Source organism: Saccharothrix sp. NRRL B-16314 (assembly GCF_000716595.1).
Lineage (GTDB): Bacteria > Actinomycetota > Actinomycetes > Mycobacteriales > Pseudonocardiaceae > Actinosynnema.
Window position 1 is genome coordinate 521374 of record NZ_JNXC01000001.1, and the last position, 23129, is coordinate 544502.

Below are 23129 nucleotides of genomic sequence, written 5' to 3' on the forward strand. Positions count from 1 at the left end.
CCCCGGCTCCTCACGGTTCGCGGCTGCGGCCCCGGTGATCCACCGGGGCCGCAGCCGTCGTTACAGCGCGTCGTTACGGCGCGTCGGCGCACTGTGTCCTCACACGGCGGCGTCGAGGCGTTCGCGCTGGTCGGCGGTCAACTCCAGCGACATCGCCGCGACCGCCTCGTCCAGCTGCCCGACCGTGCTGACGCCGACGATCGGCGTCACGGCCGGGCGGCCCCCGGTCAGCCACGCCAGCACGACCCGGTTGCGGTTGGTGCCGGTCTCGGCGGCGACCTCGTCGAGCACGGCGAGCCGGCGGGTGGTGCCCGGGTGGTCGTACTCCGCCGGCAGCGGCTTGTCCGCGCGGGTGTACCGGCCGCTCAGCAGGGGCGTGTACGCCCACAGCGCCATGTCCGCGTTGTGCTCCAGGTAGTGCAGCACCTCGTCGGTGACCGCGCCGAACCGGTGCACCACGGTGGGCTGGGTGGCGGGGCGTGGTTGCAGGTAGGTGTGGTGCTGCTGCACGGCCGTGAAGCCGGTGCAGCCGTCGGCCCGCGCGATCCGCCGCGCCCGTTCGACCTGCCACACCGGGTAGTTGGAGCAGCCGAGGCGGCCGACCGTGCCCGCCGACACCAGCTCGCCGAAGGCGGCGACCGTCTCCTCCAGCGGTGTGACCGGGTCTGGCTTGTGCGCCCAGTACAGCTCCACGTGGTCCGTGCCGAGCCGGCGGAGGCTGCCCTCGATGCCGTTCTTGATCACCGCGGCGGACAGCCCCTCGGCCGACTCCGGGAACTTCCCCGCCACGGTCGGCTCGCAGCCCACCTTGGTGCTGATCCGGACCCGGTCGCGGACACCCGGGCGGGCCGCCAGCCAGCGCCCGAGCACCGTTTCGCTCTGCCCGCCGAAGCCGGTCGGGTCCTCCCAGAACGAGTAGCAGTTCGCGGTGTCGATCCAGGTGCCGCCGGCGTCGACGAAGCGGTCCAGCAGCTCGAACGATCGGCGCTCGTCCTGAACCGTGCCGAAGAGCATGGCCCCCAGAGCCAGGTTGTCCGTCATGTCCGCCACGGTAGGTCGATCCGGATCGGCAGTACGCTCCAATCCCGTGGTGGTTTCCCAGACCAATTTCGCGTGGGCGACGCTGCTGGACGTCGGCCCGCCGGGGCGCGGCGGGCGTCGCCTCCACGATCGCCTGGCCCACGCGCTGCGCGCCGCGATCCGGGACGGCCGGCTGGTGGAAGGCGCCGCCGTGCCGCCGAGCCGGGCGCTCGCCGAGGAGTTCGGCTGCTCGCGGTGGGTGGTGACGGAGGCGTACGGGCAGCTCGTCGCGGAGGGCTACCTCGCCGCACGGGTGGGTTCCGCGACGCGGGTCTCGTGGTCGCCGGACGCCGTGGCGTCGCCGCCTCGCACGCCGCGCGCACCGGAGCCCGCACCGGTCCGGTACGACCTCGCCCCCGGCCTGCCGGACGTGCGGGCGTTCCCCCGCCGCCGCTGGGCGGACGCCGTCCGGGCGGTCACCGGCTCGGCCGTCCACTACGACCTCGGCCTGCCGGACCGCTCCGGGCACGCGGTGCTGAGGACGACCGTGGCGGAGTACCTGCGGCGCTCGCGCGGCGCGGACGCGGACGCCGCGTCGGTGACGGTGTGCGCGGGCGTCACGGACGGTCTGGTGCGCACGTGCCGGGCGCTGGTCGCCGAGGGGATCGCCGACCTGGCCGTGGAGGACCCCGGCTGGGGCCGGCTGAGGGACGCGGCGACGAGCGCCGGCATGCGCGTGCACCCGGTGCCCGTGGACCACGACGGCCTCCGCGTCGACGAGCTCGCCCGCACGCCGGCCAGGGCCGTCGTCATCGGTGCGGCGCACCAGTTCCCCACCGGCACGGTGCTGTCCCCCGGCCGCCGGGCACGGCTGGTGCGCTGGGCGCGCGAGGTGGACGGCTTCGTCGTCGAGGACGACTACGACGCCGAGTTCCGCTACGACCACCACCCGGTGGCCGTCGTGCAGGGGATGGACCCGGGCCGGGTGTTCCTCCTCGGCTCGGTCAGCAAGACGCTGTCACCCGCCCTCGGCCTGGGCTGGCTCGTCGCACCGGCCGCGACGACCCGCGCGCTCCGGGCCGCGAACCCGGTGGCCGCCGCGCCGCCGGTGCTGGACCAACTGGCGCTGGCCACCTTCATCGACCGCGGGTGGTACGACGCCCACCTGCGTGCGGCGCGACGACGGTTCCGCGCCCGCCGTGACCTGCTGGTCCGGACGCTCGCCGACCTGGTGCCGGAGGGCAGGGTCTCCGGCACCGCCGCCGGGCTGCACGTCCTGCTGCACCTGCCGGACGACGCCGACACCGGCGGCGCGGTCCGGGACGCGGCTGCCGCCGGTCTGCGCCTGACGGACCTGGACGACTACCGGGTGGAGGGGTCGGCGGAGCGCGCGCTCGTCCTCGGGTACGGCAACATCAGCGACACGGAGATCCCCACGGCCGTCGCGCTCCTGCGCGAAGCGCTGCGTCCGACCTGTCCGCCGTGACCGCCCGATGTGGACGGAGTGCGCCGGTCGCGACAACCTCCCGTGGCCGCCGATCCGTACTAATCGGCGACCGAGGAGGGTGAGTGGAACGCGATCGCGAGTTCGGTGAGTTCGTCGACGCCCGCGCGTTGGTGCTGCGGAGGACCGCGTACCTGCTGTGCGGCGACTGGCACCGCGCGGAGGACCTGGTGCAGACGGCGCTGACGAAGTTGTACGTCGTCTGGCCGCGGGTGCGTCGGCAGAGCGTCGACGCGTACGCCCGCAAGATCCTGGTGCGGGCGGCGATCGACGAGTCGCGGCGCGGGTTCAGGAGGCGGGAGACGGTGGTCGACTCCGTCCCGGAGACACCGACGTCCGGTACGGCGCCCGCCGACCTGGACGTGCGCCGGGCGCTGGCCTTGCTGCCGATGGGGCAGCGCACCGTCGTGGTCCTCCGCTACTGGGAGGACCTGAGCGTCACCGAAACCGCCCGACTGCTCGGTCGGACCGAAGGCACCGTGAAGAGCCAGGCGGCGAAAGGCCTCGCCGCCCTGCGCGACCTTCTCGGCGGCCACATCCTCGAGGAGCAGCGATGACCGACATGAAGCAGACCCTGGCGACCGCGTTCGACGACGAGCCGCCGCTGAGCATCGACCGGGCGGCGATCCTGAAGGTCGGCCGGCGCAAGGCCACCTTCCGCCGCGGCTACACCGGTGCCGCCGTGCTCGCCACCGTCGCCGCGGTGGCCGTCCCGGCGTTGCTCTGGTCGGGAGCCGGAGGGGGGAGCGGAGGGGCCGACCTCCAAGTGGCGGCGGGGCAGTCCTCGGCGACGACGGTGCCGTCCGAGCCGACGCTGACCACCGAGGCCGTGCCGGCCACCACCGAATCGGCGCCCGCGACCACGGAAACCACCAAGCCGGGTTCGTCCAACGCCCCGTCGTCCATGGCGCAACCGCAGCCGCCCAAGCCGGTGACGCCCGAGCGGGCCGCCGAGCTGGGCGTGCTGCTCGCCGGGTCGGGCGCGATCCCGGCCGACGCGCAGGGCACGCCGGTGCCGCAGTCCCCGATGGACCCGTGGACGTTCCGCATCAGCAACGCGAACGCGTACCTGTCGCTCACGGACGTCACCACCCCGGTGGGTCGGGGTTCGGTGCTGCTCCACCTGTACCCGGGCGAGGCGGCGTGCGAGGCCGCGGACACGTCGTGCCAGTCGCTGGAGTACGGCGGCAAGGCCGTCGCGGTGTCCACGCAGGAGCACAACGGCATCACGCTGGTCACGGTGAGGACCGCCACGCCCGACGGCGCGGTGATGTCGGCGCAGACGTCGAACAGCAGCGACAAGGCCACGAGCAACGGGACCGCGCCGCCGCTCACCTGGGAGCAGCTGGCAAAGATCGCGACACACCCGGGGTTCGCGTTCTAGCCTGTAGGGGTGCCTGAGGACTTGACCGTGACGCGGACGCTGGTGATACCGGCGGCCGAGTTGAGCGAGCGGTTCTCCAGGTCCTCCGGCCCCGGCGGCCAGGGCGTGAACACGGCGGACAGCCGGGTCGAGCTGAGCTTCGACCTGGCTGCTTCGCCGTCCGTGCCCGAGTGGCTGCGCGTCCGCATGGTGTCCAGGCTGGAGAAGCGCCTGGTGGACGGGGTGCTCACGATCACCGCGAGCGAGCACCGCGCCCAGCTCCAGAACCGCCAGGCAGCCCGTGAGCGGATGACGAACACCCTGCGCGACGCGGCTGCCGCGCCACCGCCGGTCCGGCGCAAGACCAAGCCCACCAAGGGTTCGCAGGAACGCCGCATCGCCGAGAAGAAGCGCCGCGCCCAGACGAAGAACGGTCGTCGCGGCGGCGGCTGGGATTAGGGTTCCGGGGCGTGACCGAGCCCGAATTCCTCACCATGGCCCGCACCGCCTACGACACCGTCGCCGACGACTACGCGGACGTTTTGCGCGACCACCTCGCGTCCAGCCCGGCGGACCGGGCGGTGCTCGGGCTGTTCGCCGAACTGGTGGACGGCCCGGTCGCGGACATCGGCTGCGGTCCCGGCCGGATCGCCGGTCACCTGCACGGCCTCGGCGTGGACGTGTTCGGCCTGGACCTGTCGCCCGAGATGGTCGCCGTCGCCCGCCGCGACCACCCCGACCTGCGGTTCGAGGTCGGCTCGATGCTCGACCTCGACCTGCCGGATGGTTCCCTGGGCGGCGCGCTGGGCTGGTACTCGGTGATCCACGTGCCGTGGGAGCTGCACCCCGAGGTGTTCGCCGAGTTCCACCGCGTCCTCGCGCCCGGTGGGCTGCTGCTGATGGCGTTCCAGGTCGGCGACGACGTCCGGCGGCTGGAGCAGGGCTACGGGCACGACATCTCGCTGGACGTGTTCCGCCTCGATCCCGACCGGGTTCTCGCCCAGCTCGCCGAGGCCGGCTTCGAGCCCCACACCCGCTTGGACCGGCAGCCGGTCGGCCCGGAGAAGACGCCGCAGAGCTACCTGATCGTCCGCAAGCCCGGCCCGAGCGACCCGAGCCGGAGCTAGCCGAGCTGGAGCTAGCCGTGCCGGAGTGAGCCCAGCCAGGGCCGGCCGGGTCAGGGTCAGCCGAGCCGGAGTGAGCCGAGCCGGAGCGAGCCCAGCCGCCAGGGCCGGCCGGGTCAGGGTCAGCCGAGCCGGAGTGAGCCGAGCCGGAGCGAGCCCAGCCTGCCGAGCCAGAGCCTGCAGAGCCAGGGTCAGCCCAGCCAGAGCCGGCCCAGCCAGGGGCAGCCCAGCCAGAGCCGGCCCAGCCAGCCGGCCGAGCCAGGGTCAGCCGAGCCAGACGTAGAGGCGTTCGGGCCGCCCGGTCCCGCCGTACTTCAGCCGCACCTCCGCCTTGCCGGTGCTCACGAAGTGCTCCAGGTACCGCCGCGCGGACACCCGGGCCAGTTCGGTCGCGTCCGCGCACTCGCTCGCCGTCACCGGACCTGCCCGCAGCACCCGCTCCACCAGCGCGGCCGTCTGCGCGGTCAACCCCTTGGGCAGCACGGGCGCGCTGCGCGGCCGTGCGCCGAACACCTGGTCCACGTCCGCCTGGCCGGCCGACGCCAGCTGGTCCAGCCGCCGGTCCAGCGCGGCGAAGTGGGCGAGCTGGTCGCGGAGCGCCGCGTACTCGAACGGCTTGATCAGGTAGTGCAGCACCCCGCCCCGCATGGCGCTGCGCACCGTCTCCACGTCCGTCGCCGCCGTGATCACGATGACGTCCACGTCGTCGCGCACCCCGCGCAGCTCCCGCAGCACCGTCAACCCGTCCACGTCCGGCAGGTAGACGTCCAGCAGCACCAGGTCCGGCCGCAGCCCGCGCACCAGCCGCACCGCGTCCGCGCCGGTGTGCGCCACGCCGACCACCTCGAACCCGGGCGTCCGCGCCACGTACCCGCTGTGGACCTTCGCGACCATGAAATCGTCGTCGACCACCAGGACCCTGATCACGCCGGCACCTCCACGGGCAGCCGTGCGGTGAACACCGCGCCGTTCTCGTTGCGCACCCGCACGGACCCGCCGCGCCGCAGGCAGGTCTGCCGGATGAGCGCCAACCCGAGCCCGCGCTGACCCTGCTCGGCGGCCTTCGTGGTGAACCCGTGCCGGAACACCTCCTCGGCCAGCCCGGCCGCGACTCCGGGGCCGGAATCCCGCACCACGACCAGGACCTCGTCCGGCGAGGACCGCACCGACACCTCGATCCAGCCGCCTCCGGACAGCGCGTCCAGCGCGTTGTCCACCAGGTTCCCGAGCACCGTGACGAGGTCCGTCGACAACTCCTCGTCCACCGCGCCCAACGAGCTGTCCGGCGCCATCCGCAGCCCGATGCCGCGTTCGGCGGCGAGGCTGGACTTCGCGATCAGCAGCGCCGCCACGGCCGGGTCGGCGATCTTCGAGCCGACCTCGGTCCGCCACGCGCCCTGCGCCGTGTTGATGCGGCTGATGAACCCGCGCACCTCGTCGTACTCGCCCAGCTCCACCAGGCCGGCGATGGTGTGCAGGCGGTTGCTGAACTCGTGCGCCTGCGCCCGGAGGGTGTCGGTGGCGTGCCGGTTCGCGTCCAGCTCGTCCCGCAACGTGGTCAGCTCGGTCCGGTCCCGCAGGGTCACCACCGCGCCGTGCACGTCGAGCGGCATGTAGTTCAGGGTCAGCACCCGGCCGCCGGTCAGCGCGAGCTGGTCCACGCCGGTCGCCCGCCCGGTGAGCACGTCGCGCAGCCGTTCGTCCAGGTCCAGCTCCGACACCGACCGCCCCACCGCGTCCGGCGGCAACGCCAGCAGGTCGCGGGCGTGGTCGTTGACCAGCGTGATCCGGTGCTGCGGATCGAGTGCCACGACGCCCTCCTTGATGCCGTGCAGCAGCGCTTCCCGGTATTCGACCAGCGCGGTGATCTCGTGCGGTTCCAGGCCGAGCGTCTGGTTCTTCACCCGTCGCGCCAGCAGCAGCGACCCGGCGACGCCGATGACCAGCGCCACGCCGAGCAGCCGCAGCGCGTTGTCCGGCGAGTCCAGCACACCCTCCCAGAACCCCGGCGCCTGCTGCCCGGCCGCGACCAGCCCGATCACCGCGCCGTCGTCACCGATCACCGGCACGTGCGCCACGGTCGCGCCGCCCAGCTCGCCGACCCACGACCGGCCCTGCAACGCGGTGCTGCCGCCGACGTCCAGCTCGCCGCCGACCTGGCTCGGATCGGGCGAGGTCAGCACCTTGCGGCCGGGGTCGGTGATGATCACGTAGCTGGCGCCGGACAGGCTGCGCGCGCTCTCCGCGAACGGCGCCAGCGCGTAGTGCCGCAGCGGGTCGGCCAACGACGCCCGCACGCCCGCCGTCGCGCCGACGTCCTCGGCCACGGACAGCATCCGGCGTCCCTCGGTCGTGCGGAAGTTGTTCCCCGCCTGGACGACCGACAGCACACCCACCGCGCACAACAGCGCCACGACCACCACCAGTTGCCACACGAGCAGCTGGCGCGCCAGGGATCCGCGACTGCCCATGACGACACGACCTCCTGGCAGATCGGCGCGCCCGGCTGTGACCACAAAGAACAAAAGAACCCTTAGGCGCGCAAGCGGGACTTCTCTGTTTACACGAGAGCAACATGTCGAACCACGCGGAAGAGAGGCGGGGATCACAGTGGGGATCACCGGGCGGTTCACGAACTGGCTCGCGGTCGTCGGCGCGTTGGCGGTCGTCGTCCTCGTGCCGCCGCTGCTGACGTCCGGAACGGGCGACACGGCGTCGTTGCGGAGCCTGCGCGTGCTGGTCCCGAACGCGCCCGGCGGCGGCTACGACATCACGGCGCGCACGGCGGCGAAGGCCATGGAGGACGCCGACCTGATCCGCAACACCGAGGTCTTCAACCTGCCCGGCGCGGGCGGCACGGTCGGGCTCGGCCGGATCGTCAGCGAGCGCGGCAACGGCAAGCTGGTGATGTCGATGGGCCTGGGCGTGGTCGGCAGCGTCTACACGAACAAGGCGCCGTCGTCGCTGCTCGACACCACGCCGATCGCGAAGCTCATCGAGGAGCCGGACATCGTCGTGGTCGGCAAGGACTCGCCGTACCGGACGCTGGCCGAGCTGGTCGACGCGTGGCGGGCGAACCCGGGGGCGGTGCAGGTCGGTGGCGGTTCGTCACCGGGCGGGCCGGACCACCTGGCGCCGATGCTGATGGCCAAGGCGGTCGGCCTCGACCCCCGGTCGGTCAACTACATCCCGTTCGACGGCGGTGGCGAGCTGCTGGCGTCGGTGCTGGGCGGGAAGGTCGCGTTCGGCGTGTCCGGCGTCGGCGAGTACCGGGACCAGATCGAGGCCGGGCAGATCCGGGTGCTGGCGGTGACCAGCGGTTCGCGGCTGTCCGGTGTGGACGCGCCGACGCTGCGCGAGTCGGGCGTGGACGTCGAGTTCAACAACTGGCGCGGTGTGGTCGCGCCGCCGGGGATCGGTGACACCGACCGGGCCCGGCTCGTCGACCTGTTCACCGACCTGCACGGCACCCCGCAGTGGCGGGAGGCGTTGGCCCGCAACGGCTGGACGGACGCGTTCGCGCCGGGGGACGAGTTCGGCGCGTTCCTGCGCGCGGAGAACGAGCGGGTGGCGACCGTGCTCAAGGACCTGGGGCTGGCATGAGTGGAGGGTTGGACGTGCACAAGGCCGTGAACGAGCCACCGAGCAAGACCCTGAGCCGGGCATGGTTCCGGGAGCGGTCGGAGCTGGGCGTGTCGGCGGTGCTGGTGGGGTTGGGCGTGGTGGTCCTGGTCGACGCGATCCGGATCCACACCGACTTCGCGCAGCGCGGACCGGTCGGCCCGAAGGCGGTGCCGGTGGTGGTCGGCGTCGGGTTGATCGTGGTCGCCGTGCTGCTCGCGCGGGACGTGCTGCGCGGTGGGCGCGGCGAGGCGGAGGGCGGCGAGGACGTCGACCTCACCGCGCCCGCGGACTGGCGGACGGTGCTGCTGCTGTGCGGCGCGTTCCTGGCCAACGCGGCGCTGATCGGGGTGGTCGGCTTCCCGCTCTCCGGCGCGATCCTGTTCTGGGGCGCGGCCTACGCGCTGGGCAGCCGGAACTTCGTCCGCGACCCGCTGATCGCGGCCGGGCTGTCGGTGCTCACGTTCGTCCTGTTCAACAACCTCCTGGGCGTGCCGCTGCCCGGCGGGCCTCTGGTGGGGATGTTCTGACGTGGACTCGTTCACCAACCTCCTCGAAGGATTCGCGACCGCCCTGACGCCGACGCACCTCGCGTTGGCCGCGCTGGGCGTGCTGCTGGGCACGGCGATCGGCGTGCTGCCGGGCATCGGGCCGGCCATGGCGGTGGCGTTGCTGCTGCCCGTCACCTACGGCCTGGAGCCGACCGGCGCGTTCATCATGTTCGCCGGCATCTACTACGGCGGCATGTTCGGCGGCTCGACCACGTCGATCCTGCTCAACACGCCGGGTGAGAGCGCGGCGGTGGTCGCGGCGATCGACGGCAACCCGATGGCGCGCAAGGGCCGTGGCGCGCAAGCGCTCGCGGCGGCGGCCATCGGGCACTTCGTCGGCGGGATCATCGGCACGACCCTGCTCGTGCTGCTCGCGCCGACGGTGGCGAAGCTCGCCGTGGACATCGGCGCGCCCGACTTCTTCGCGATCATGGTGTTGGCGTTCATCGCGGTCACGTCCGTGCTCGGCGCGTCCAGGGTGCGCGGGTTCGCGTCGCTGCTGATCGGCCTCACGATCGGGCTGGTCGGGCTGGACGAGATGACCGGCCAGCAGCGGCTGACGTTCGGCTCGCTGCACCTGGCCGACGGCATCGACGTGGTGGTCGTCGCGGTCGCGCTGTTCGCGGTCGGCGAGTCCCTGTGGGTGGCCGCCCACCTGCGGCGCAAGCCGGCGACGGCGATCCCGGTCGGCCGCGCGTTCCTGGGCCGCGAGGACTTCCGGCGGTCGTGGAAGCCGTGGCTGCGCGGTCCGCTGATCGGGTTCCCGTTCGGCGCGGTGCCCGCCGGTGGCGCGGAGATCCCGACGTTCCTGTCGTACGTGGCGGAGAAGCGGCTCTCCAAGAACCGGGAGGAGTTCGGCAAGGGCGCGATCGAGGGCGTCGCCGGTCCCGAGGCGACGGCCAGCGCGTCCGCGGCGGGCACGCTGGTGTCGATGCTGACGCTCGGGCTGCCGACGACGGCGGTGGCCGCGGTGATGCTGGCGGCGTTCCAGCAGTACGGCATCCAGCCGGGGCCGCTGCTGTTCGAACGGGAGTCCGCGCTGGTCTGGGGCCTGATCGCGTCCCTGTTCGTCGGCCTGTGCCTGCTGCTGGTGCTGAACCTGCCGCTGGCACCGGTGTGGGCGAAGCTGCTGCGCATCCCGCGGCCGTACTTGTACGCGGGAATCCTGTTCTTCGCCAGCGTCGGGGCGTACGCGGTGAAGGCCGACGTGTTCGACCTGCTGGTGATGTTCGTGATCGGGGTGCTGGGCTTCGTGATGCGCCGGTACGGCCTGCCCGTGCTGCCCGCGATCATCGCCGTCATCCTCGGGCCGGCCGCCGAGCAGCAGATGCGCCGGGCGTTGCAGCTGTCGGACGGCTCGCTGACCGGCCTGGTCAACACCCCGTTCTCGCTGGTCGTCTACGCGGTCGTGGCGGTCCTGCTCGCGTGGCCGCTGATCAGCCGCCTGTTCCGCAAGCCCGCGCCGCCCGCACCTCCCGCGCAGGTGGAGCGGCCGAAGGTGGACGCCTGACGCGGGTGGCTGCCTGGCGCGGGTAGCTGCCTGACTTGGGTGGACGTCTGGCGGGATGGCTGCCTGGCGCGGTGTCGGCCTGGCGCGGTGGACGCCTTACGGGGTGGCTGCCTAACGCGGGGTGGCCTCGGCCTAGTCCGGCGGGGTGAGCAGCCCGTCCAGCACGGCGTCCAGCCCGGGTTTGACCACCTCGGGCCGGGCGCCGCGGTGGGCGACCAGGTTCGCCGCCAGCGGCGCCAGCAGGGCGTCCGCGGTGAACGCGGCGTCCACGTCCGGTCGGGCACGGGCGATCAGCAGGGTCAGGTGGCGGTGGTGCGCGTCGTAGGCGCCGCCGAAGCGGGCGAACGGTCCGGCGGTCTCCGCCATCAGGAGCAGGTCGAGCTGGGCGAACGTGCGGTCCACCAACGCGTGCAGGAACGCCCTGATCCGCTCGGCCGGTGGCGCGCCGGGGCCGACCGGCGGCGGACCGGTGAGGAACGCGGCCTGGAACTCGCGCTCGGAGGCGTCGATCATCGCGTGGGCCAGGCCGGACCGGTCGCCGAAGCGGCGGTAGAGGGTGCCGACGCCCACCCCGGACGCGGCGGCGACCTCGGCCATGGCGAGGCCCTCGATGCCGCGCTCGGCCACGATGTCGGCGGCGGCGGCGAGGATCTTCGCCCGGTTCTTGGCGGCGTCGGCCCGCTCGCGCGTCACGCCGGCAGCTTAACGGCCCTCGACAACCGGAACTGGTTCCGCTTAAGCTGAAGCGGAACGAGTTCCGGTTAATGGGGGAAGCGATGAGGCAGCTGGCAGGCAAGTCCGCGCTGGTCACGGGTGGCAGCCGGGGAATCGGGGCGGCCGTCGCCCAGCGGTTGGCGCGCGAGGGCGCGAACGTGGCGATCACGTACGCGCAGTCCGGCGACCGCGCCCGTGCGGTGGTCGAGGAGATGACGGCCACGGGCGTGCAGGCGTTCGCGGTCGCGGCCGAAGCGACCGACGTCGCCGCCCTGCGCGCCGCCGCGGACCGCGCCGCGACCGCGTTCGGCGGGCTCGACATCCTCGTGAACAACGCGGGCATCGCCCCCTACGGGCCGTTCGAGGACTTCACCGTCGAGGACGTCGACCGAACCCTTGTCATCCACGCCCGTGCGGCGTTCGTGCTGGTCCAGGCGGTCGTGCCGCACATGAGAGCCGGCGGTCGGATCGTCGGGATCGGCAGCAGCCTGGTCGAACGGGTGCCGGACCCCGGCTGGGCGCTCTACGCGATGAGCAAGTCCGCGCTGATCGGGCTGACCAAGGGCCTGGCCCGCGACCTCGGCCCGCGCGGCATCACCGTCAACCTGGTCCACCCCGGCTCGACCGACACCGAGATGAACCCGGCCGACGGCCCCGACGCCGACGGCGAGCGCCGCCACACCGCGCTCGGCCGGTACTGCGACCCGGAGGACGTGGCGGCGGCGGTGGCGCACCTGGTCGGTGACGGCGGGCGCAACATCACCGGCGCGGCGCTCGTCGTGGACGCGGGAGCGGTGGCGTAGCCATGGCCTGGTTGCTGCTGCTCGGCGCGGCGCTGCTGGAGGTCGTGTGGGCCACGGCGGTGGGCCGGTCGGACGGTTTCACCCGGCTGTGGCCGACGGTCGTGGGCATCGCGGCGGCGGTGACGAGCTTCGTGATGCTCGCGATCGCCATGCGCGCCCTGCCCGTCGGGACGGCCTACGCCGTGTGGGTCGGGCTCGGTGCCGTCGGCGTGGTCCTGGTGGGCATCTCCGCAGGTGAGAGCGCGTCACCGCTGCGGCTGGCGTGCCTGGCGCTGATCGTCCTCGGGGTGGTGGGGCTCAAGCTGGCCTGACCGGCGGTGCGGTGGTGGTGCGGACGACCAGGGACGGGTGCAGCAGGTGGCGCACGGGCTCGTCGCGCTCACCCCGCACGCGTTGCAGCAGGGCTCCGGCGGCGAGGCGGCCGAACTCGTTGCGCGGCTGGTCGACCGTGGTCAGGGAGACGTGCCGCAACGCGGCCAGCGAGGTGTTGTCGTAGCCCACCACCGAGACGTCGTGCGGAACGCGGAAACCGGCTTCCTCCAACGCGGAGATCGCGCCGATCGCGTTGAAGTCGTTGCACGAGATGATCGCGGTGGGCAGGTCGTCCAGCAGGCCCTGGACGGCACGCGCGCCGCCCGCGTCGGTGTACTCGCTGCCCACCACGCGCGGCGGGAGGCCGTGGGACGCCATCGCGGTGAGGTACCCGCGTCGCCGGGGCGCGGCCTGCGTGCCCCCGCCGCCGTCGAGGTGCGCGATCCTCTTGTGCCCCAACGACACCAGGTGGTCCACGGCCAACCCGATGCCGCGCTCGCCGTCGTCGTTCACGGTGTCTACAGTGGACAGTCGGGACGATCGCGCCACCAGGACCACGGGAGTGTGGTCCGCCGCCTGCGCGATGTCCGCGGCCGGCACCACCGGCGACAGCAGGACCAACCCCGCCGGCCGGAACGACAGCAGGCTCCGCAACGCCCGCCGTTCCCGCGTCGGACTGCGCCCGCCGGTGTTGATGATCAGCTCGAAGCCCTGCTCGGCCGCCACCGCGTCGAGCCCGTCCACGACTTCCGCGAAGAACGCGTTGTGCAGGTCGGACACCATCACGCCGAGCACGTGCGACGTGCGGCTGGCCAGCGACCGCGCCATGGCGTGCGGCGAGTACCCCAGCTCCTCGGCCGCCTTCAGCACGGCCGCCCGTCGCTGATCGCTCACTTTCGGTGATCCCCGCATCACCAGCGACACCAGCGCGCGGGACACGCCGGCGCGCGCCGCGACGTCCTCCATCGTCGGTCTGACCACCGGCCCCTCCCCTCCACGGCCACCGTCGGACGTCACGAGCGGGAAACGCACCCTTGACACCCGTGTGACGGACGCTACAGCCTTAGAGCGCTCCAACAAATAGAGCGCTCTAACGTCAGACCGCCTCTACCAGGACGGAGACCAGCGGGATGCGCATCGGAGTTGCCGGCGTCGGTCGGATCGGCACCATGCACGCCACCAACCTGGCCACCCTCGACGAGGTCGACGAAGTGCTGCTGTTCGACCCCGTGCCCGGCCGCGCGGCGCAGGCGTCCGCCGCGCTGCCCGGCACCAGGAGCGTGGACGACCTCGACGCGCTGCTCACCGCCAGTGACGGAGTCCTGCTGGCCACGCCCACCACCACGCACCCGGCGCTGCTGCGCGAAGCCATCGCGGCGCGCGTCCCGACGCTGTGCGAGAAGCCCATCGCGGGCGACGTGGACGAGATGCGGGCGTTGGTCGACGACGTGGAGGCGTCCGGTGTGGACGTCCTGGTCGGCTTCCAGCGCCGGTTCGACCCGGCGGTGTCCGAACTGCACCAGCGCATCCGGGCCGGCGACGTCGGTGACGTCTACCTGGTCCGGGCGCTCGGCAACGACGCGCAGCCGCCCGACTTCTCCTACCTGCCGCAGTCCGGCGGCATCTTCCGCGACCTGCTGATCCACGACCTGGACGCGGTGCCGTGGCTGGTCGGGGAGCCGGTTGTGGAGGTGTACGCGTCCGGATCGGTGCTGGTGGACCAGGCGTTCGCCGACGCCGACGACGTGGACAACGCCGTGGTGCTGCTGAAGTTCGCGGGCGGCGCGCACGCGATGCTGGCCGGCGGCCGGCACGACCCGCTCGGCTACGACCACCGCATCGAGGTCCTGGGCAGCCGTGATTCGCTGACCGTCGGCCTCGACCCGCGCACGCCGCTGACGTCGCTGGAACCCGAGGGCCCGAAGGTCGCGGCCGACGCCTACCCCGGCTTCCCGGAGCGCTTCCACCGCGCCTACCTGAACGAGGTGGCCGTGTTCACGCAGGTGGTGGCGGGCACGGTGGCGAACCCGTCGCCCGCGAGGGAGAGTTTGATCAGCCTCCGGCTGGCCGAGGCGTGCGAGCAGTCCCGGCGCACCGGTGCTCCGGTGCGCGTCCACACGGAGGTCGTCGCGTGAAGATCGCCGGAGCGCCCATCTCCTGGGGTGTCTGCGAGGTGCCCGGGTGGGGTCGCGTGCTCGACCCCGCGACCGTCCTGGCCGAAATGGCCTCGCTCGGGTTGCGAGCCACCGAACTCGGTCCGCCGGACTACCTGCCCGCCGAACCACAGGCCCTGAAGGCCGTGCTGGACGGACACGGCCTGTCGTTGGTCGGCGGGTTCCTGGCCGTCCCGCTGCACACCGGCGATCAGTCCACAGTGGACGAAGCGGGCCGCGTCGCCGCGCTGCTGGCCGCGGCGGGTGCGGAAGTGCTGGTGCTGGCCGCCGCGACCGGCCTCGACGGCTACGACGAACGCCCCGCGCTCACCGACGACCAGTGGCGCACCCTGATCGACACCGCCGCCGCCATCCGCGACGACGCCGCGCGCCACGGCCTGCGCACCGTGCTGCACCCGCACGTGGGCACGCACGTCGAGCGCAAGGCCGAGGTCGAGCGGTTCCTCGCCGACTCCGACCTGCCGCTCTGCCTGGACACCGGCCACCTCCTCATCGGCGGCACGGACCCGGTCGACCTGGCCCGCCGGTTCCCCGAGCGGATCGGGCACGTGCACCTCAAGGACGTCCGCGCCGACGTCGCGGCCACCGTGCGTGCCGGGGACACCGGTTACACGGCCGCCGTCCAGCAGCGGATGTACGTGCCGCTCGGCGACGGCGACGTGGACGTGGCAGCCCTGGTGGCGTTCCTCGGGGACGCCGGCTACACCGGCTGGTACGTCCTCGAGCAGGACACCGCGCTCGGTGCCGACAGCCCGCTCGACACACCCCTGCGGGACACCGGGCGCAGCCTCGCGCACCTCACCCAGATCACCACCGCCTGATCATTCCCAGCGAGGAGAGACGATGACGTCCACTCGGAAGGGCCTGCGTGCGGGCTCCCTGCAACTCGGACTCGCGCTGTCCGGACTCGTGCTGCTGGCCGCGTGCAGCGGTCCCGGCGCGGACAACAGCGCGAACACCGGGACCGCCGCCGCCCAGGCGCCGACCGGCGACCTCCGCGTCGCCGTGATCACCCACGGCAGCGCGGGCGACGCGTTCTGGAACGTGGTGAAGAACGGCGCCACCGACGCGGGCAAGCAGCTCGGCGTCACGGTCGACTACAACTCCGACGGCGACCCCGGCCGGCAGTCCACTTTGATCGACAACGCGGCGTCGCAGAAGGTCGGCGGCATCGTCGTGTCGATGGCCAACCCGGACGCGCTGAAGACCTCGATCGAGAACGCGGTCAAGGCGGGCATCCCGGTCATCACCATCAACTCGGGCTCGGACAAGAGCTCTTCGTTCGGCGCGCTCGCGCACGTCGGGCAGGAGGAGAGCGTCGCCGGCGAGGAAGCGGGCCGCAAGCTCAAGGAAGCCGGCAAGACCAAGCTGCTGTGCGTGATCCACGAGGCCGGGAACGTCGGGCTCAACCAGCGCTGCGACGGCGCGCGCACCGGCTTCGGCGGCGCCGTCGCCAACCTCCAGGTCGACATCAACAACCCCACCGACGTGGAGTCCCGGATCAAGGGCGCGTTGCAGACCGATCCGTCCATCGACGCCGTGCTCGCGCTGAACCCGCAGGTCGCGGTGTCGTCGGTGAACGCGGTCAAGGGCGCGTCGGCCAAGGCGGCGGTCGCCACGTTCGACCTCAACGCCGACGTCACCGCCGCGATCAAGGCCGGTGACGTGCTGTTCGCCGTCGACCAGCAGCAGTACGAGCAGGGCTACCTGCCGATCGTGATGCTCAAGCTCTACCGCGACAACGCCAACACCGTCGGCGGCGGCAAGCCGGTGCTCACCGGGCCGGGCTTCGTCGACAAGTCCAACGTGGACAAGGTGGCCGAGTACGCCGAGCGCGGCACCCGCTGAGGATGACCCCCGTGACTCCGGCTCCACCGGTGGACGAGCGAGTCGGCTCGCCGAGGCTGCTCGACCGGCTGGTCCTGCGGCCCGAGATCGGCGCGCTGCTCGGCGCGCTGCTGGTCTTCGTGTTCTTCTCCGCGGTGACCGAGCGGTTCCTCAGCACCGGCGGGGTGGCGACGTGGCTGGACGACGCGTCCACGCTCGGGATCATGGCGGTGGCGGTGGCGCTGCTCATGATCGGCGGCGAGTTCGACCTGTCCGCCGGCGTGATGACCGCGTCCAGCGCGTTGGTCACCGCGATCCTCGCGACCAGGCTGGGCTGGAACGTGTGGCTCGCGCTGCTCGCGTCGCTGGTGTTCGCGCTGGCGGTCGGCGCGCTGAACGGGTGGCTGGTGATGCGCACCGGGCTGCCCAGCTTCATCGTGACCCTGGGGACGTTCCTGGCGTTGCAGGGCCTCAACCTCGGCGTCACCCGCCTGGTGACCGGGACCGTCCAGGTGTCCGGTATGCGATCCGCGGAGGGCTACTCCTCGGCCGGGTACCTGTTCGCGTCGACGTTCACCCTCGGCGGCACCTCGTTCTACGTGTCGATCGTGTGGTGGATCCTGTTCACGGTGATCGCGGCGACCGTCCTGGTGCGCACGAGGTTCGGGAACTGGATCTTCGCGGTCGGCGGGTCGGCGCTGTCGTCGCGGGCCGTCGGCGTGCCCGTGGTGCGCACCAAGATCCTGCTGTTCATGACCACGGCGGGCGCGGCGTGGCTCGTCGGGTCGATCAACATCCTGCGGTTCACGAGCGTGCAGGCGAACCAGGGCATCGGGCTGGAGTTCCAGTTCATCATCGCCGCGGTGATCGGCGGGTGCCTGCTGACCGGTGGCTTCGGCTCGGCGGTCGGCGCCGCGATCGGCGCGCTGATCTTCGGCATGGCCCGGCAGGGGATCGTCTACGCGAACTGGAACTCGGACTGGTTCCAGCTGTTCCTCGGCGTGATGCTGCTGGCCGCCGTGCTGGTCAACAACGCGCTGCGGCGGCGGGCGGAGAGGGCGCGACGATGAGTTCATCCCTCCTCGAAGTGCGCGGGATCGGCAAGACCTACGGCAGCGTGATCGCGTTGAAGGACGTGTCGACCGTGGTCAACGCCGGCGAGGTGACGTGCGTGCTCGGCGACAACGGCGCGGGCAAGTCCACGCTGATCAAGGTGTTGGCCGGGGTGCACCGGCACGACGCCGGTGAGTTCCTGGTCGACGGCTCGCCGGTGCGGTTCTCGTCCCCGCGCGAGGCCCTCGACCGGGGCATCGCCACGGTGTACCAGGACTTGGCGGTCGTGCCGCTGATGAGCGTGTGGCGGAACTTCTTCCTCGGGTCGGAGCCGACCGTCGGGTTCGGGCCGTTCCGGTTCATCGATCGGCGGAAGGGGCGGTCGGTGACGCGGACCGCGCTGGCCGGGATGGGCATCGACCTGCGGGACGTCGAGCAGCCGGTCGGCACGCTGTCCGGTGGTGAGCGGCAGTGCGTGGCGATCGCGCGGGCCGTGCACTTCGGGGCGAAGGTGCTGATCCTGGACGAGCCGACGGCGGCGCTCGGCGTCAAGCAGGCCGGGGTGGTGCTGAAGTACGTGGCGCAGGCTCGGGACCGCGGGCTGGGGGTCGTGCTGATCACCCACAACCCGCACCACGCCTACCCCGTGGGCGACCGGTTCCTGCTGCTCAAGCGCGGCCGTGCGCTGGGGACGTACGAGAAGTCGCAGATCAGCCTGGAGGAGTTGACCAGGCAGATGGCCGGCGGGGCGGAGCTGGAGGCCCTGGCCCACGAACTCCGCGGCGTCGAGGGCGACGGGGGTGTCGGGGGATGACCGTCGAGGTCCTGACCGTCGGCCGGGTCGGGGTCGACCTGTACCCGGAGCAGAGCGGCGTGCCGTTGGCGCAGGTGCGGACGTTCGCCCGGTCGTTGGGCGGGACGGCGACGAACGTGGCCGTGGCGGCGGCGCGGCTGGGCCGTTCTGCCGCGGTGCTGACCAAGGTCGGGCCGGACGGCTTCGGCCCCTACGTCCGTTCCGCGCTGGAGTCGTTCGGCGTCTCGTCCTCGTTCGTGGGAACCGCCCCGGACCTCCAGACCCCCGTCGTCTTCTGCGCGTTGGACCCACCGGAAGACCCACCGCTGCTCTTCTACCGCTCGCCCCTCGCCCCCGACCTGTCCCTGACGCCGGACGACGTGCCGTGGGACGTGGTGGAGTCCGTGCCCGTGCTGTGGGTGACCGGAACGGGTGTGTCGGCGTCGCCGGCCCGTGAAACGCAACGCCGAATCTTGGAACGCCGGGCCCGCCGCACCCACACCGTCCTGGACCTCGACCACCGCCCGATGTTCTGGCCGGACGTGCCGACCGCCCGTCGGGAGATCGGCTGGATGCTCGACCACGTCACGGTGGCCGTCGGGAACCGAGCGGAGGTGGAGGTGGCGGTGGGGACGGCCGATCCGGACGAGGCCGCCGCCCGCCTGCTGGCCCGGGGCGTCGAACTGGCGGTGGTGAAGAAGGGCGCGGAAGGCGTCCTCTTCGCGACCGAGGGGGAGTCGTGGACCATCCCGCCGCACCGGGTGGACGTCGTGTGCGGCTTGGGTGCCGGCGACGCGTTCGGCGGTGCCCTGGCCCACGGTCTCCTGTCGGGCTGGGACCCGGTCCGGACCGCCCGCTACGCGAACGTCGCCGGTGCCCTGGTGGCAGGTCGCCTGGCCTGCGCGGACGCCATGCCGACCCCGAGCGAGATCGAGGCGCACCTGTGAGAACCGCCCGCCAGGCCCGCCGACCCGTCAGGACCCGGTCGGCCGCGGTGTTCGCCCGAACCCGAGTGGACGGCGGTGCGCAGTGATCACGGACGAGCGGTGGCGGCAGCTGCTGGACACCAGGGCGACGAACCCGGCCGCCGTCAGGTTGGCCTACCAAGCCCGCCGCCGACGCCAACGGCTGCTGTCCGACCAGGGCACCCTGTTCCTGGTCGCCGCCGACCACCCCGCGCGCGGTGCGCTGGGGGTCGGCGCCGACCCGTTGGCGATGGCCGACCGCCGCTCCCTGCTGGACCGCCTGCTCACCGCGCTGGCGAACCCGGCGGTGGACGGGGTGCTCGGCACGCCGGACGTGATCGAGGACCTGCTGCTCCTCGACGGCCTGCACGACAGGGTCGTCATCGGCTCCATGAACCGCGGCGGCCTGGCCGGTGCGGACTGGGAGATAGACGACCGCTTCACCGCCTACGACCCCACGGCCATCGCGGGCAACGGGCTGGACGGCGGCAAGATGCTGCTGAGGATGGTCGACTCCGACCCCGGGACCGTGCCCACGCTGGAGAGCTGCGCGGCGGCCGTGTCGGCGTTGGCGGAACGCGGGCTGATGGCGATGGTCGAGCCGTTGCCGTACGCGCGGAACGCGTCGGGGAGCTTGGTGTTGCAGAAGGGCGCGGTGGCGTTGGCGCGGGCGGCGAGCGTTGCGGCAGGACTCGGGTCGACGTCGGCGTACACGTGGCTCAAGCTGCCGGCGTCCGCGGATGAGGTGTTGGACGCGACCACGTTGCCCGCATTGGTGCTCGGCGGTGTGCCGTCAGCTCGGCCAGAGGACGACCTCGCCTCCTGGGGCCGCTCCCTCCGTCACCCGACCGTGCGCGGGTTGGTGGTGGGGAGGGCGTTGCTGTACCCGCCGGACGGTGATGTCGGCGCTGCGGTCGAAGCCGCGGCGCAGGTGCTGCGCAGCGCGCGGGAGTCGGCGAACGTGATCCGGGAGACACCCGAGCGGACCGGTGCGTGATGAGGCCTGGGAAGGGGAGTGGGCGGATGAGCCTGCATCGGCCGTTGGGGACCTTGTCGCGCGGTGAGAACGCCGTCGAGCTCACGCCCGACACCGCCGGCTGGCAGCGAGCCGGCCTGCGGGTACTGCTGCTGCACCCCGGAGGTTCGGTCGAGTTCGACACCGGCGACCACGAAGCGTTCGTCCTCCCGCTCTCCGGTGGCTGCGTGGTCGAGGTCGACGGTGAGCGGTTCGAGCTCGAAGGACGGGATTCCGTGTTCAGCCGGGTCTCGGACTTCGCATACGTCCCACGGGATGCACGGGTTCGACTGTCCACAAAAGACGGTGTCGAGGTCGCACTGCCCACGGCGCGCTGCGAACGCAGGCTCGCACCGAAGTACGGCCCGGCCGAGAACGTCCCCGTCGAAGTCCGGGGCGCGGGCAGCGCCACCCGGCAGGTCACCAACTTCGGCGTCCCCGGCGTCTGGGACCACGCCGACCGCCTCATGGCCTGCGAGCTGATCACCCCGGACGGCAACTGGTCGTCCTACCCACCGCACAAGCACGACCACACCTGCGAAGTCGCCAACGAGGAGATCTACTACTTCCGCATCGCCGGCCGCGACAAGGTCACCCCGTCGCGTGAAGGTTTCGGCTTCCACCGCACCTACACCGACAACGGCGACGTGGACGAGAACGTCACCGTCCGCGACGGCGACGTCTTCCTGATCCCCCGCGGCTACCACGGTCCGTGCGTCGCAGCCCCCGGCTACCCCATGTACTACCTGAACGTCCTGGCCGGCCCCGGCCCCCAGCGCTCGATGGCGTTCTGCGACGACCCCGCGCACACCTGGATCCGGGACACCTGGCCGAAGCAGCGACTCGACCCGCGCTGCCCCGTCACCACAGCCGAAGGACGGGTGGAATGAGGCTCACCACCGCGCAAGCCCTGGTCCGCTGGATGCTCGCGCAACGAACCGAACTGCCCGGCGGCGCCGAATCGGCCAACGGCACCCAACCGCCCGGCGGCACCGGGCACCCCCTCTTCCCCGGCGTGTTCGCGATCTTCGGCCACGGCAACGTCCTGGGCCTCGGCAACGCCCTCGAAGAAGCGCGCGACGAACTCCCCGTCTGGCGCGGCCACAACGAGCAGGGCATGGCGCTGGCCGCGGTCGGCATCGGCAAGGCCACCCACCGCCGCCAGGTCGGCGTCGCCACCTCCTCCATCGGTCCCGGCGCGCTGAACATGGTCACCGCCGCCGGCGTCGCCCACGCCAACCGCCTGCCGCTGCTCCTCCTCCCCGGCGACACGTTCACCAGCCGCGCGCCGGACCCGGTCCTCCAACAGGTGGAGCACTTCGGCGACCCGACGACCACCGTCAACGACGCGTTCCGCGCGGTCAGCCGGTACTTCGACCGGATCACCCGCCCGGAGCAGCTGCTCAACGCCCTGCCGCAGGCCGCGCGCGTCCTCACCGACCCGGCCGACTGCGGACCGGTGGTCCTCGCGCTGCCACAGGACGTCCAAGCCGAGTCGTTCGACTTCCCGGACTCCCTGTTCGCGACGGTCGTCCACCGCCCGCCCCGCCCGCGTTCGGACGTGCGCGCCCTCGTCGAGGCGTCCGAAGTCCTCCGCCGAGCCCGCCGACCGCTGCTGGTCCTGGGCGGCGGCGTGCGGTACTCCCGCGCCGCCGGCCGCGCGCTCCGCTTCGCCGAGCAGCACGCGATCCCGATCACCGAGACGACCGCCGGCCGCACCCTCGTCCCGCACGACCACCCGCTGCACGCCGGCCCCCTCGGCATCACCGGCTCGACCTCCGCGAACGCCCTGGCCGCCGAAGCCGACGTGGTGCTCGCCGTCGGCACCCGCCTCCAGGACTTCACCACCGCCTCCTGGACGGTGTTCGCGCCGGACGTCCGGATCATCGCGCTCAACGCCGCCCGGTACGACGCGGTGAAGCACGGTGCCCTGTCCGTGGTCGCCGATGCCGACGAGGGCCTGCGCGAGCTGACCGACGTCCTGGACGACTGGCAAGCGGAACGGACCTGGGCCGCACGGGCGGCGCAGGAGCGGGCGAAGTGGGACGCGTACGTCGACGACCTGCGCGCACCCACCGGCGCGCCGACGTACGCGCAGGTGGTGGGCGTGGTGAACGACCTGGCCGCGCCGGAGGACTACGTGATGACGGCGTCCGGCGGCCTTCCCGGCGAGCTGATCGGCGGCTGGCGCGCGGTGGGCGAGGCGACCATGGACGTCGAGTACGGCTTCTCGTGCATGGGCTACGAACTGGCCGGCGCGTGGGGTGCGGCGATCGTCCGGCCGGAAGGCGTCGTCACCACGCTCCTCGGCGACGGCTCGTACCTGATGCTCAACTCGGAGCTGTTCTCGGCGGCGTTCGCCGGGCACGGTTTCGTCGCCGTGGTGTGCGACAACGACGGTTACGCGGTGATCCAGCGCCTCCAGACCGGACAGGGCGGCGCGGGTTTCAACAACCTCTACGACGACGTGCGCACGGCTCACGCCCGACCACCGCGCACCGACTTCGCCGCGCACGCCGCCTCGATGGGCTGCGCCACGTTCGCGGTGGACGATCTCGAGAACCTCCGCGAGGCCTATCGCGTGGCCCGTCGCGTGGCGAAGACGGAGCACCGCCCGGCCGTGGTCGTGATCCGCACGCGCCCGGACGCGTGGACGGACGCCGGCGCGTGGTGGGAGGTCGGCGTCCCGGAAGTCGCCCACCGCCCGGAGATCACCGCCGCGCACGACGAGGTGGCCGCCGGGAAGGCGAAGCAGCTCCGCTACCTCTGAGCTCCGCTAC

The 23129-nt window shown here is 72.5% G+C and carries 23 protein-coding genes and 1 pseudogene; 19 read left to right on the plus strand and 5 right to left on the minus strand.

Annotated elements, in window-relative coordinates; all coding sequences use genetic code 11:
• Nucleotides 1-99: 99 nt before the first annotated feature.
• Nucleotides 100-1041 (minus strand): aldo/keto reductase, encoded by a 942-nt coding sequence (locus OQ02_RS02515; protein WP_033436953.1) that lies wholly within the window; start codon nucleotides 1039-1041, stop codon nucleotides 100-102.
• A 46-nt stretch (nucleotides 1042-1087) separates the two neighbouring features.
• On the opposite strand from OQ02_RS02515, the gene pdxR reads away from it, so the two are divergent.
• The 5 genes from pdxR to OQ02_RS02540 all read left to right on the plus strand — a co-directional run bounded on the left by pdxR (nucleotide 1088) and on the right by OQ02_RS02540 (nucleotide 5014).
• Nucleotides 1088-2506: a MocR-like pyridoxine biosynthesis transcription factor PdxR gene (gene pdxR / locus OQ02_RS02520; protein WP_231499838.1), complete on the plus strand. Its 1419-nt coding sequence runs from the start codon at nucleotides 1088-1090 to the stop codon at nucleotides 2504-2506.
• An 83-nt stretch (nucleotides 2507-2589) separates the two neighbouring features.
• A complete protein-coding gene (locus tag OQ02_RS02525) occupies nucleotides 2590-3081 on the plus strand; it encodes a SigE family RNA polymerase sigma factor (RefSeq protein WP_033436501.1) in 492 nt (163 codons plus the stop codon).
• Nucleotides 3078-3908, plus strand: coding sequence for a hypothetical protein (locus OQ02_RS02530; protein ID WP_033436502.1), 831 nt, complete (start codon nucleotides 3078-3080; stop codon nucleotides 3906-3908). Before OQ02_RS02525 ends, OQ02_RS02530 begins: the two co-directional genes overlap by 4 nt.
• A gap of 9 nt (nucleotides 3909-3917) precedes the next feature.
• A complete protein-coding gene (gene arfB, locus OQ02_RS02535) occupies nucleotides 3918-4346 on the plus strand; it encodes an alternative ribosome rescue aminoacyl-tRNA hydrolase ArfB (protein ID WP_033436503.1) in 429 nt (142 codons plus the stop codon).
• Nucleotides 4347-4357: 11 nt separating this feature from the next.
• Nucleotides 4358-5014, plus strand: coding sequence for a class I SAM-dependent DNA methyltransferase (locus tag OQ02_RS02540; protein ID WP_033436504.1), 657 nt, complete (start codon nucleotides 4358-4360; stop codon nucleotides 5012-5014).
• A 261-nt stretch (nucleotides 5015-5275) separates the two neighbouring features.
• On the opposite strand, the gene OQ02_RS02545 is transcribed toward OQ02_RS02540, so the two are convergent.
• Nucleotides 5276-5938, minus strand: a complete 663-nt coding sequence (locus tag OQ02_RS02545; protein WP_033436505.1) for a response regulator — start codon at nucleotides 5936-5938, stop codon at nucleotides 5276-5278.
• A complete protein-coding gene (locus OQ02_RS02550; protein WP_033436506.1) occupies nucleotides 5935-7482 on the minus strand; it encodes a sensor histidine kinase in 1548 nt (515 codons plus the stop codon). The genes OQ02_RS02545 and OQ02_RS02550 overlap by 4 nt, the downstream gene beginning before the upstream one ends.
• Nucleotides 7483-7621: 139 nt before the next feature.
• On the opposite strand from OQ02_RS02550, the gene OQ02_RS02555 reads away from it, so the two are divergent.
• From OQ02_RS02555 to OQ02_RS02565, 3 genes are read left to right on the plus strand one after another with little or no spacing between them, the layout of a single operon-like run.
• Complete coding sequence (locus OQ02_RS02555; RefSeq protein ID WP_231499839.1) at nucleotides 7622-8614, plus strand: Bug family tripartite tricarboxylate transporter substrate binding protein; 993 nt, start codon at nucleotides 7622-7624, stop codon at nucleotides 8612-8614.
• Nucleotides 8611-9162 (plus strand): tripartite tricarboxylate transporter TctB family protein, encoded by a 552-nt coding sequence (locus tag OQ02_RS02560; protein WP_081915335.1) that lies wholly within the window; start codon nucleotides 8611-8613, stop codon nucleotides 9160-9162. The genes OQ02_RS02555 and OQ02_RS02560 overlap by 4 nt, the downstream gene beginning before the upstream one ends.
• Before the next feature lies 1 nt (nucleotide 9163).
• Nucleotides 9164-10693: a tripartite tricarboxylate transporter permease gene (locus OQ02_RS02565; protein ID WP_033436507.1), complete on the plus strand. Its 1530-nt coding sequence runs from the start codon at nucleotides 9164-9166 to the stop codon at nucleotides 10691-10693.
• 132 nt (nucleotides 10694-10825) lie between these two features.
• Here the strand turns inward: OQ02_RS02565 and OQ02_RS02570 are convergent, their stop codons facing one another.
• Nucleotides 10826-11386 (minus strand): TetR/AcrR family transcriptional regulator, encoded by a 561-nt coding sequence (locus OQ02_RS02570; RefSeq protein ID WP_033436508.1) that lies wholly within the window; start codon nucleotides 11384-11386, stop codon nucleotides 10826-10828.
• 83 nt (nucleotides 11387-11469) lie between these two features.
• Here OQ02_RS02570 and OQ02_RS02575 point away from each other — a divergent pair, with 83 nt between their 5' ends.
• Complete coding sequence (locus tag OQ02_RS02575; protein ID WP_033436509.1) at nucleotides 11470-12210, plus strand: SDR family NAD(P)-dependent oxidoreductase; 741 nt, start codon at nucleotides 11470-11472, stop codon at nucleotides 12208-12210.
• 2 nt (nucleotides 12211-12212) lie between these two features.
• A complete protein-coding gene (locus OQ02_RS02580) occupies nucleotides 12213-12521 on the plus strand; it encodes a DMT family transporter (RefSeq protein ID WP_033436510.1) in 309 nt (102 codons plus the stop codon).
• Here OQ02_RS02580 and OQ02_RS02585 read toward each other — a convergent pair.
• Nucleotides 12508-13503 (minus strand): LacI family DNA-binding transcriptional regulator, encoded by a 996-nt coding sequence (locus OQ02_RS02585; RefSeq protein WP_033436511.1) that lies wholly within the window; start codon nucleotides 13501-13503, stop codon nucleotides 12508-12510. The two genes, OQ02_RS02580 and OQ02_RS02585, sit on opposite strands and share 14 nt — an antisense overlap.
• A gap of 134 nt (nucleotides 13504-13637) precedes the next feature.
• On the opposite strand from OQ02_RS02585, the pseudogene OQ02_RS47085 reads away from it, so the two are divergent.
• The 9 genes and pseudogenes from OQ02_RS47085 to iolD form a co-directional block, all read left to right on the plus strand.
• A pseudogene (locus tag OQ02_RS47085) lies at nucleotides 13638-14657 on the plus strand (Gfo/Idh/MocA family protein); the annotation flags it as partial.
• On the plus strand, nucleotides 14654-15517 hold the full coding sequence (locus tag OQ02_RS02595) for a TIM barrel protein (RefSeq protein WP_033436513.1): 864 nt from the start codon (nucleotides 14654-14656) through the stop codon (nucleotides 15515-15517). The pseudogene OQ02_RS47085 and the gene OQ02_RS02595, both read left to right, overlap by 4 nt.
• A gap of 22 nt (nucleotides 15518-15539) precedes the next feature.
• On the plus strand, nucleotides 15540-16544 hold the full coding sequence (locus OQ02_RS02600) for a sugar ABC transporter substrate-binding protein (RefSeq protein ID WP_033436514.1): 1005 nt from the start codon (nucleotides 15540-15542) through the stop codon (nucleotides 16542-16544).
• A gap of 2 nt (nucleotides 16545-16546) precedes the next feature.
• The gene (locus OQ02_RS02605) at nucleotides 16547-17593 is read left to right on the plus strand and encodes an ABC transporter permease (protein ID WP_033436515.1); all 1047 of its coding nucleotides are present in this window, start codon (nucleotides 16547-16549) and stop codon (nucleotides 17591-17593) included.
• On the plus strand, nucleotides 17590-18390 hold the full coding sequence (locus OQ02_RS02610; protein ID WP_033436516.1) for an ATP-binding cassette domain-containing protein: 801 nt from the start codon (nucleotides 17590-17592) through the stop codon (nucleotides 18388-18390). The genes OQ02_RS02605 and OQ02_RS02610 overlap by 4 nt, the downstream gene beginning before the upstream one ends.
• Nucleotides 18387-19316 (plus strand): 5-dehydro-2-deoxygluconokinase, encoded by a 930-nt coding sequence (iolC, locus tag OQ02_RS02615; protein WP_033436517.1) that lies wholly within the window; start codon nucleotides 18387-18389, stop codon nucleotides 19314-19316. The genes OQ02_RS02610 and iolC overlap by 4 nt, the downstream gene beginning before the upstream one ends.
• Before the next feature lie 82 nt (nucleotides 19317-19398).
• Nucleotides 19399-20331 carry a Cgl0159 family (beta/alpha)8-fold protein gene (locus tag OQ02_RS02620; RefSeq protein WP_051771560.1) on the plus strand — a complete coding sequence of 311 codons (933 nt, stop codon included), beginning with the start codon at nucleotides 19399-19401 and terminating at the stop codon, nucleotides 20329-20331.
• Between the two features lie 26 nt (nucleotides 20332-20357).
• Nucleotides 20358-21239 (plus strand): 5-deoxy-glucuronate isomerase, encoded by an 882-nt coding sequence (iolB, locus tag OQ02_RS02625; protein WP_033436518.1) that lies wholly within the window; start codon nucleotides 20358-20360, stop codon nucleotides 21237-21239.
• On the plus strand, nucleotides 21236-23119 hold the full coding sequence (gene iolD / locus OQ02_RS02630; RefSeq protein WP_033436519.1) for a 3D-(3,5/4)-trihydroxycyclohexane-1,2-dione acylhydrolase (decyclizing): 1884 nt from the start codon (nucleotides 21236-21238) through the stop codon (nucleotides 23117-23119). The genes iolB and iolD overlap by 4 nt, the downstream gene beginning before the upstream one ends.
• The last annotated feature ends 10 nt before the right edge of the window (nucleotides 23120-23129 follow it).

Coding starts and splice junctions, on each gene's coding strand:
- OQ02_RS02515 (WP_033436953.1), bottom strand. CDS start 1,041: ATGACGGACAACCTGGCTCTGGGGGCCATGCTCTTCGGCACGGTTCAG.
- OQ02_RS02530 (WP_033436502.1), top strand. CDS start 3,078: ATGACCGACATGAAGCAGACCCTGGCGACCGCGTTCGACGACGAGCCG.
- OQ02_RS02550 (WP_033436506.1), bottom strand. CDS start 7,482: ATGGGCAGTCGCGGATCCCTGGCGCGCCAGCTGCTCGTGTGGCAACTG.
- OQ02_RS02560 (WP_081915335.1), top strand. CDS start 8,611: ATGAGTGGAGGGTTGGACGTGCACAAGGCCGTGAACGAGCCACCGAGC.
- OQ02_RS02575 (WP_033436509.1), top strand. CDS start 11,470: ATGAGGCAGCTGGCAGGCAAGTCCGCGCTGGTCACGGGTGGCAGCCGG.
- OQ02_RS02580 (WP_033436510.1), top strand. CDS start 12,213: ATGGCCTGGTTGCTGCTGCTCGGCGCGGCGCTGCTGGAGGTCGTGTGG.
- OQ02_RS02600 (WP_033436514.1), top strand. CDS start 15,540: ATGACGTCCACTCGGAAGGGCCTGCGTGCGGGCTCCCTGCAACTCGGA.
- OQ02_RS02605 (WP_033436515.1), top strand. CDS start 16,547: ATGACCCCCGTGACTCCGGCTCCACCGGTGGACGAGCGAGTCGGCTCG.
- OQ02_RS02610 (WP_033436516.1), top strand. CDS start 17,590: ATGAGTTCATCCCTCCTCGAAGTGCGCGGGATCGGCAAGACCTACGGC.
- iolC (WP_033436517.1), top strand. CDS start 18,387: ATGACCGTCGAGGTCCTGACCGTCGGCCGGGTCGGGGTCGACCTGTAC.
- iolB (WP_033436518.1), top strand. CDS start 20,358: ATGAGCCTGCATCGGCCGTTGGGGACCTTGTCGCGCGGTGAGAACGCC.
- iolD (WP_033436519.1), top strand. CDS start 21,236: ATGAGGCTCACCACCGCGCAAGCCCTGGTCCGCTGGATGCTCGCGCAA.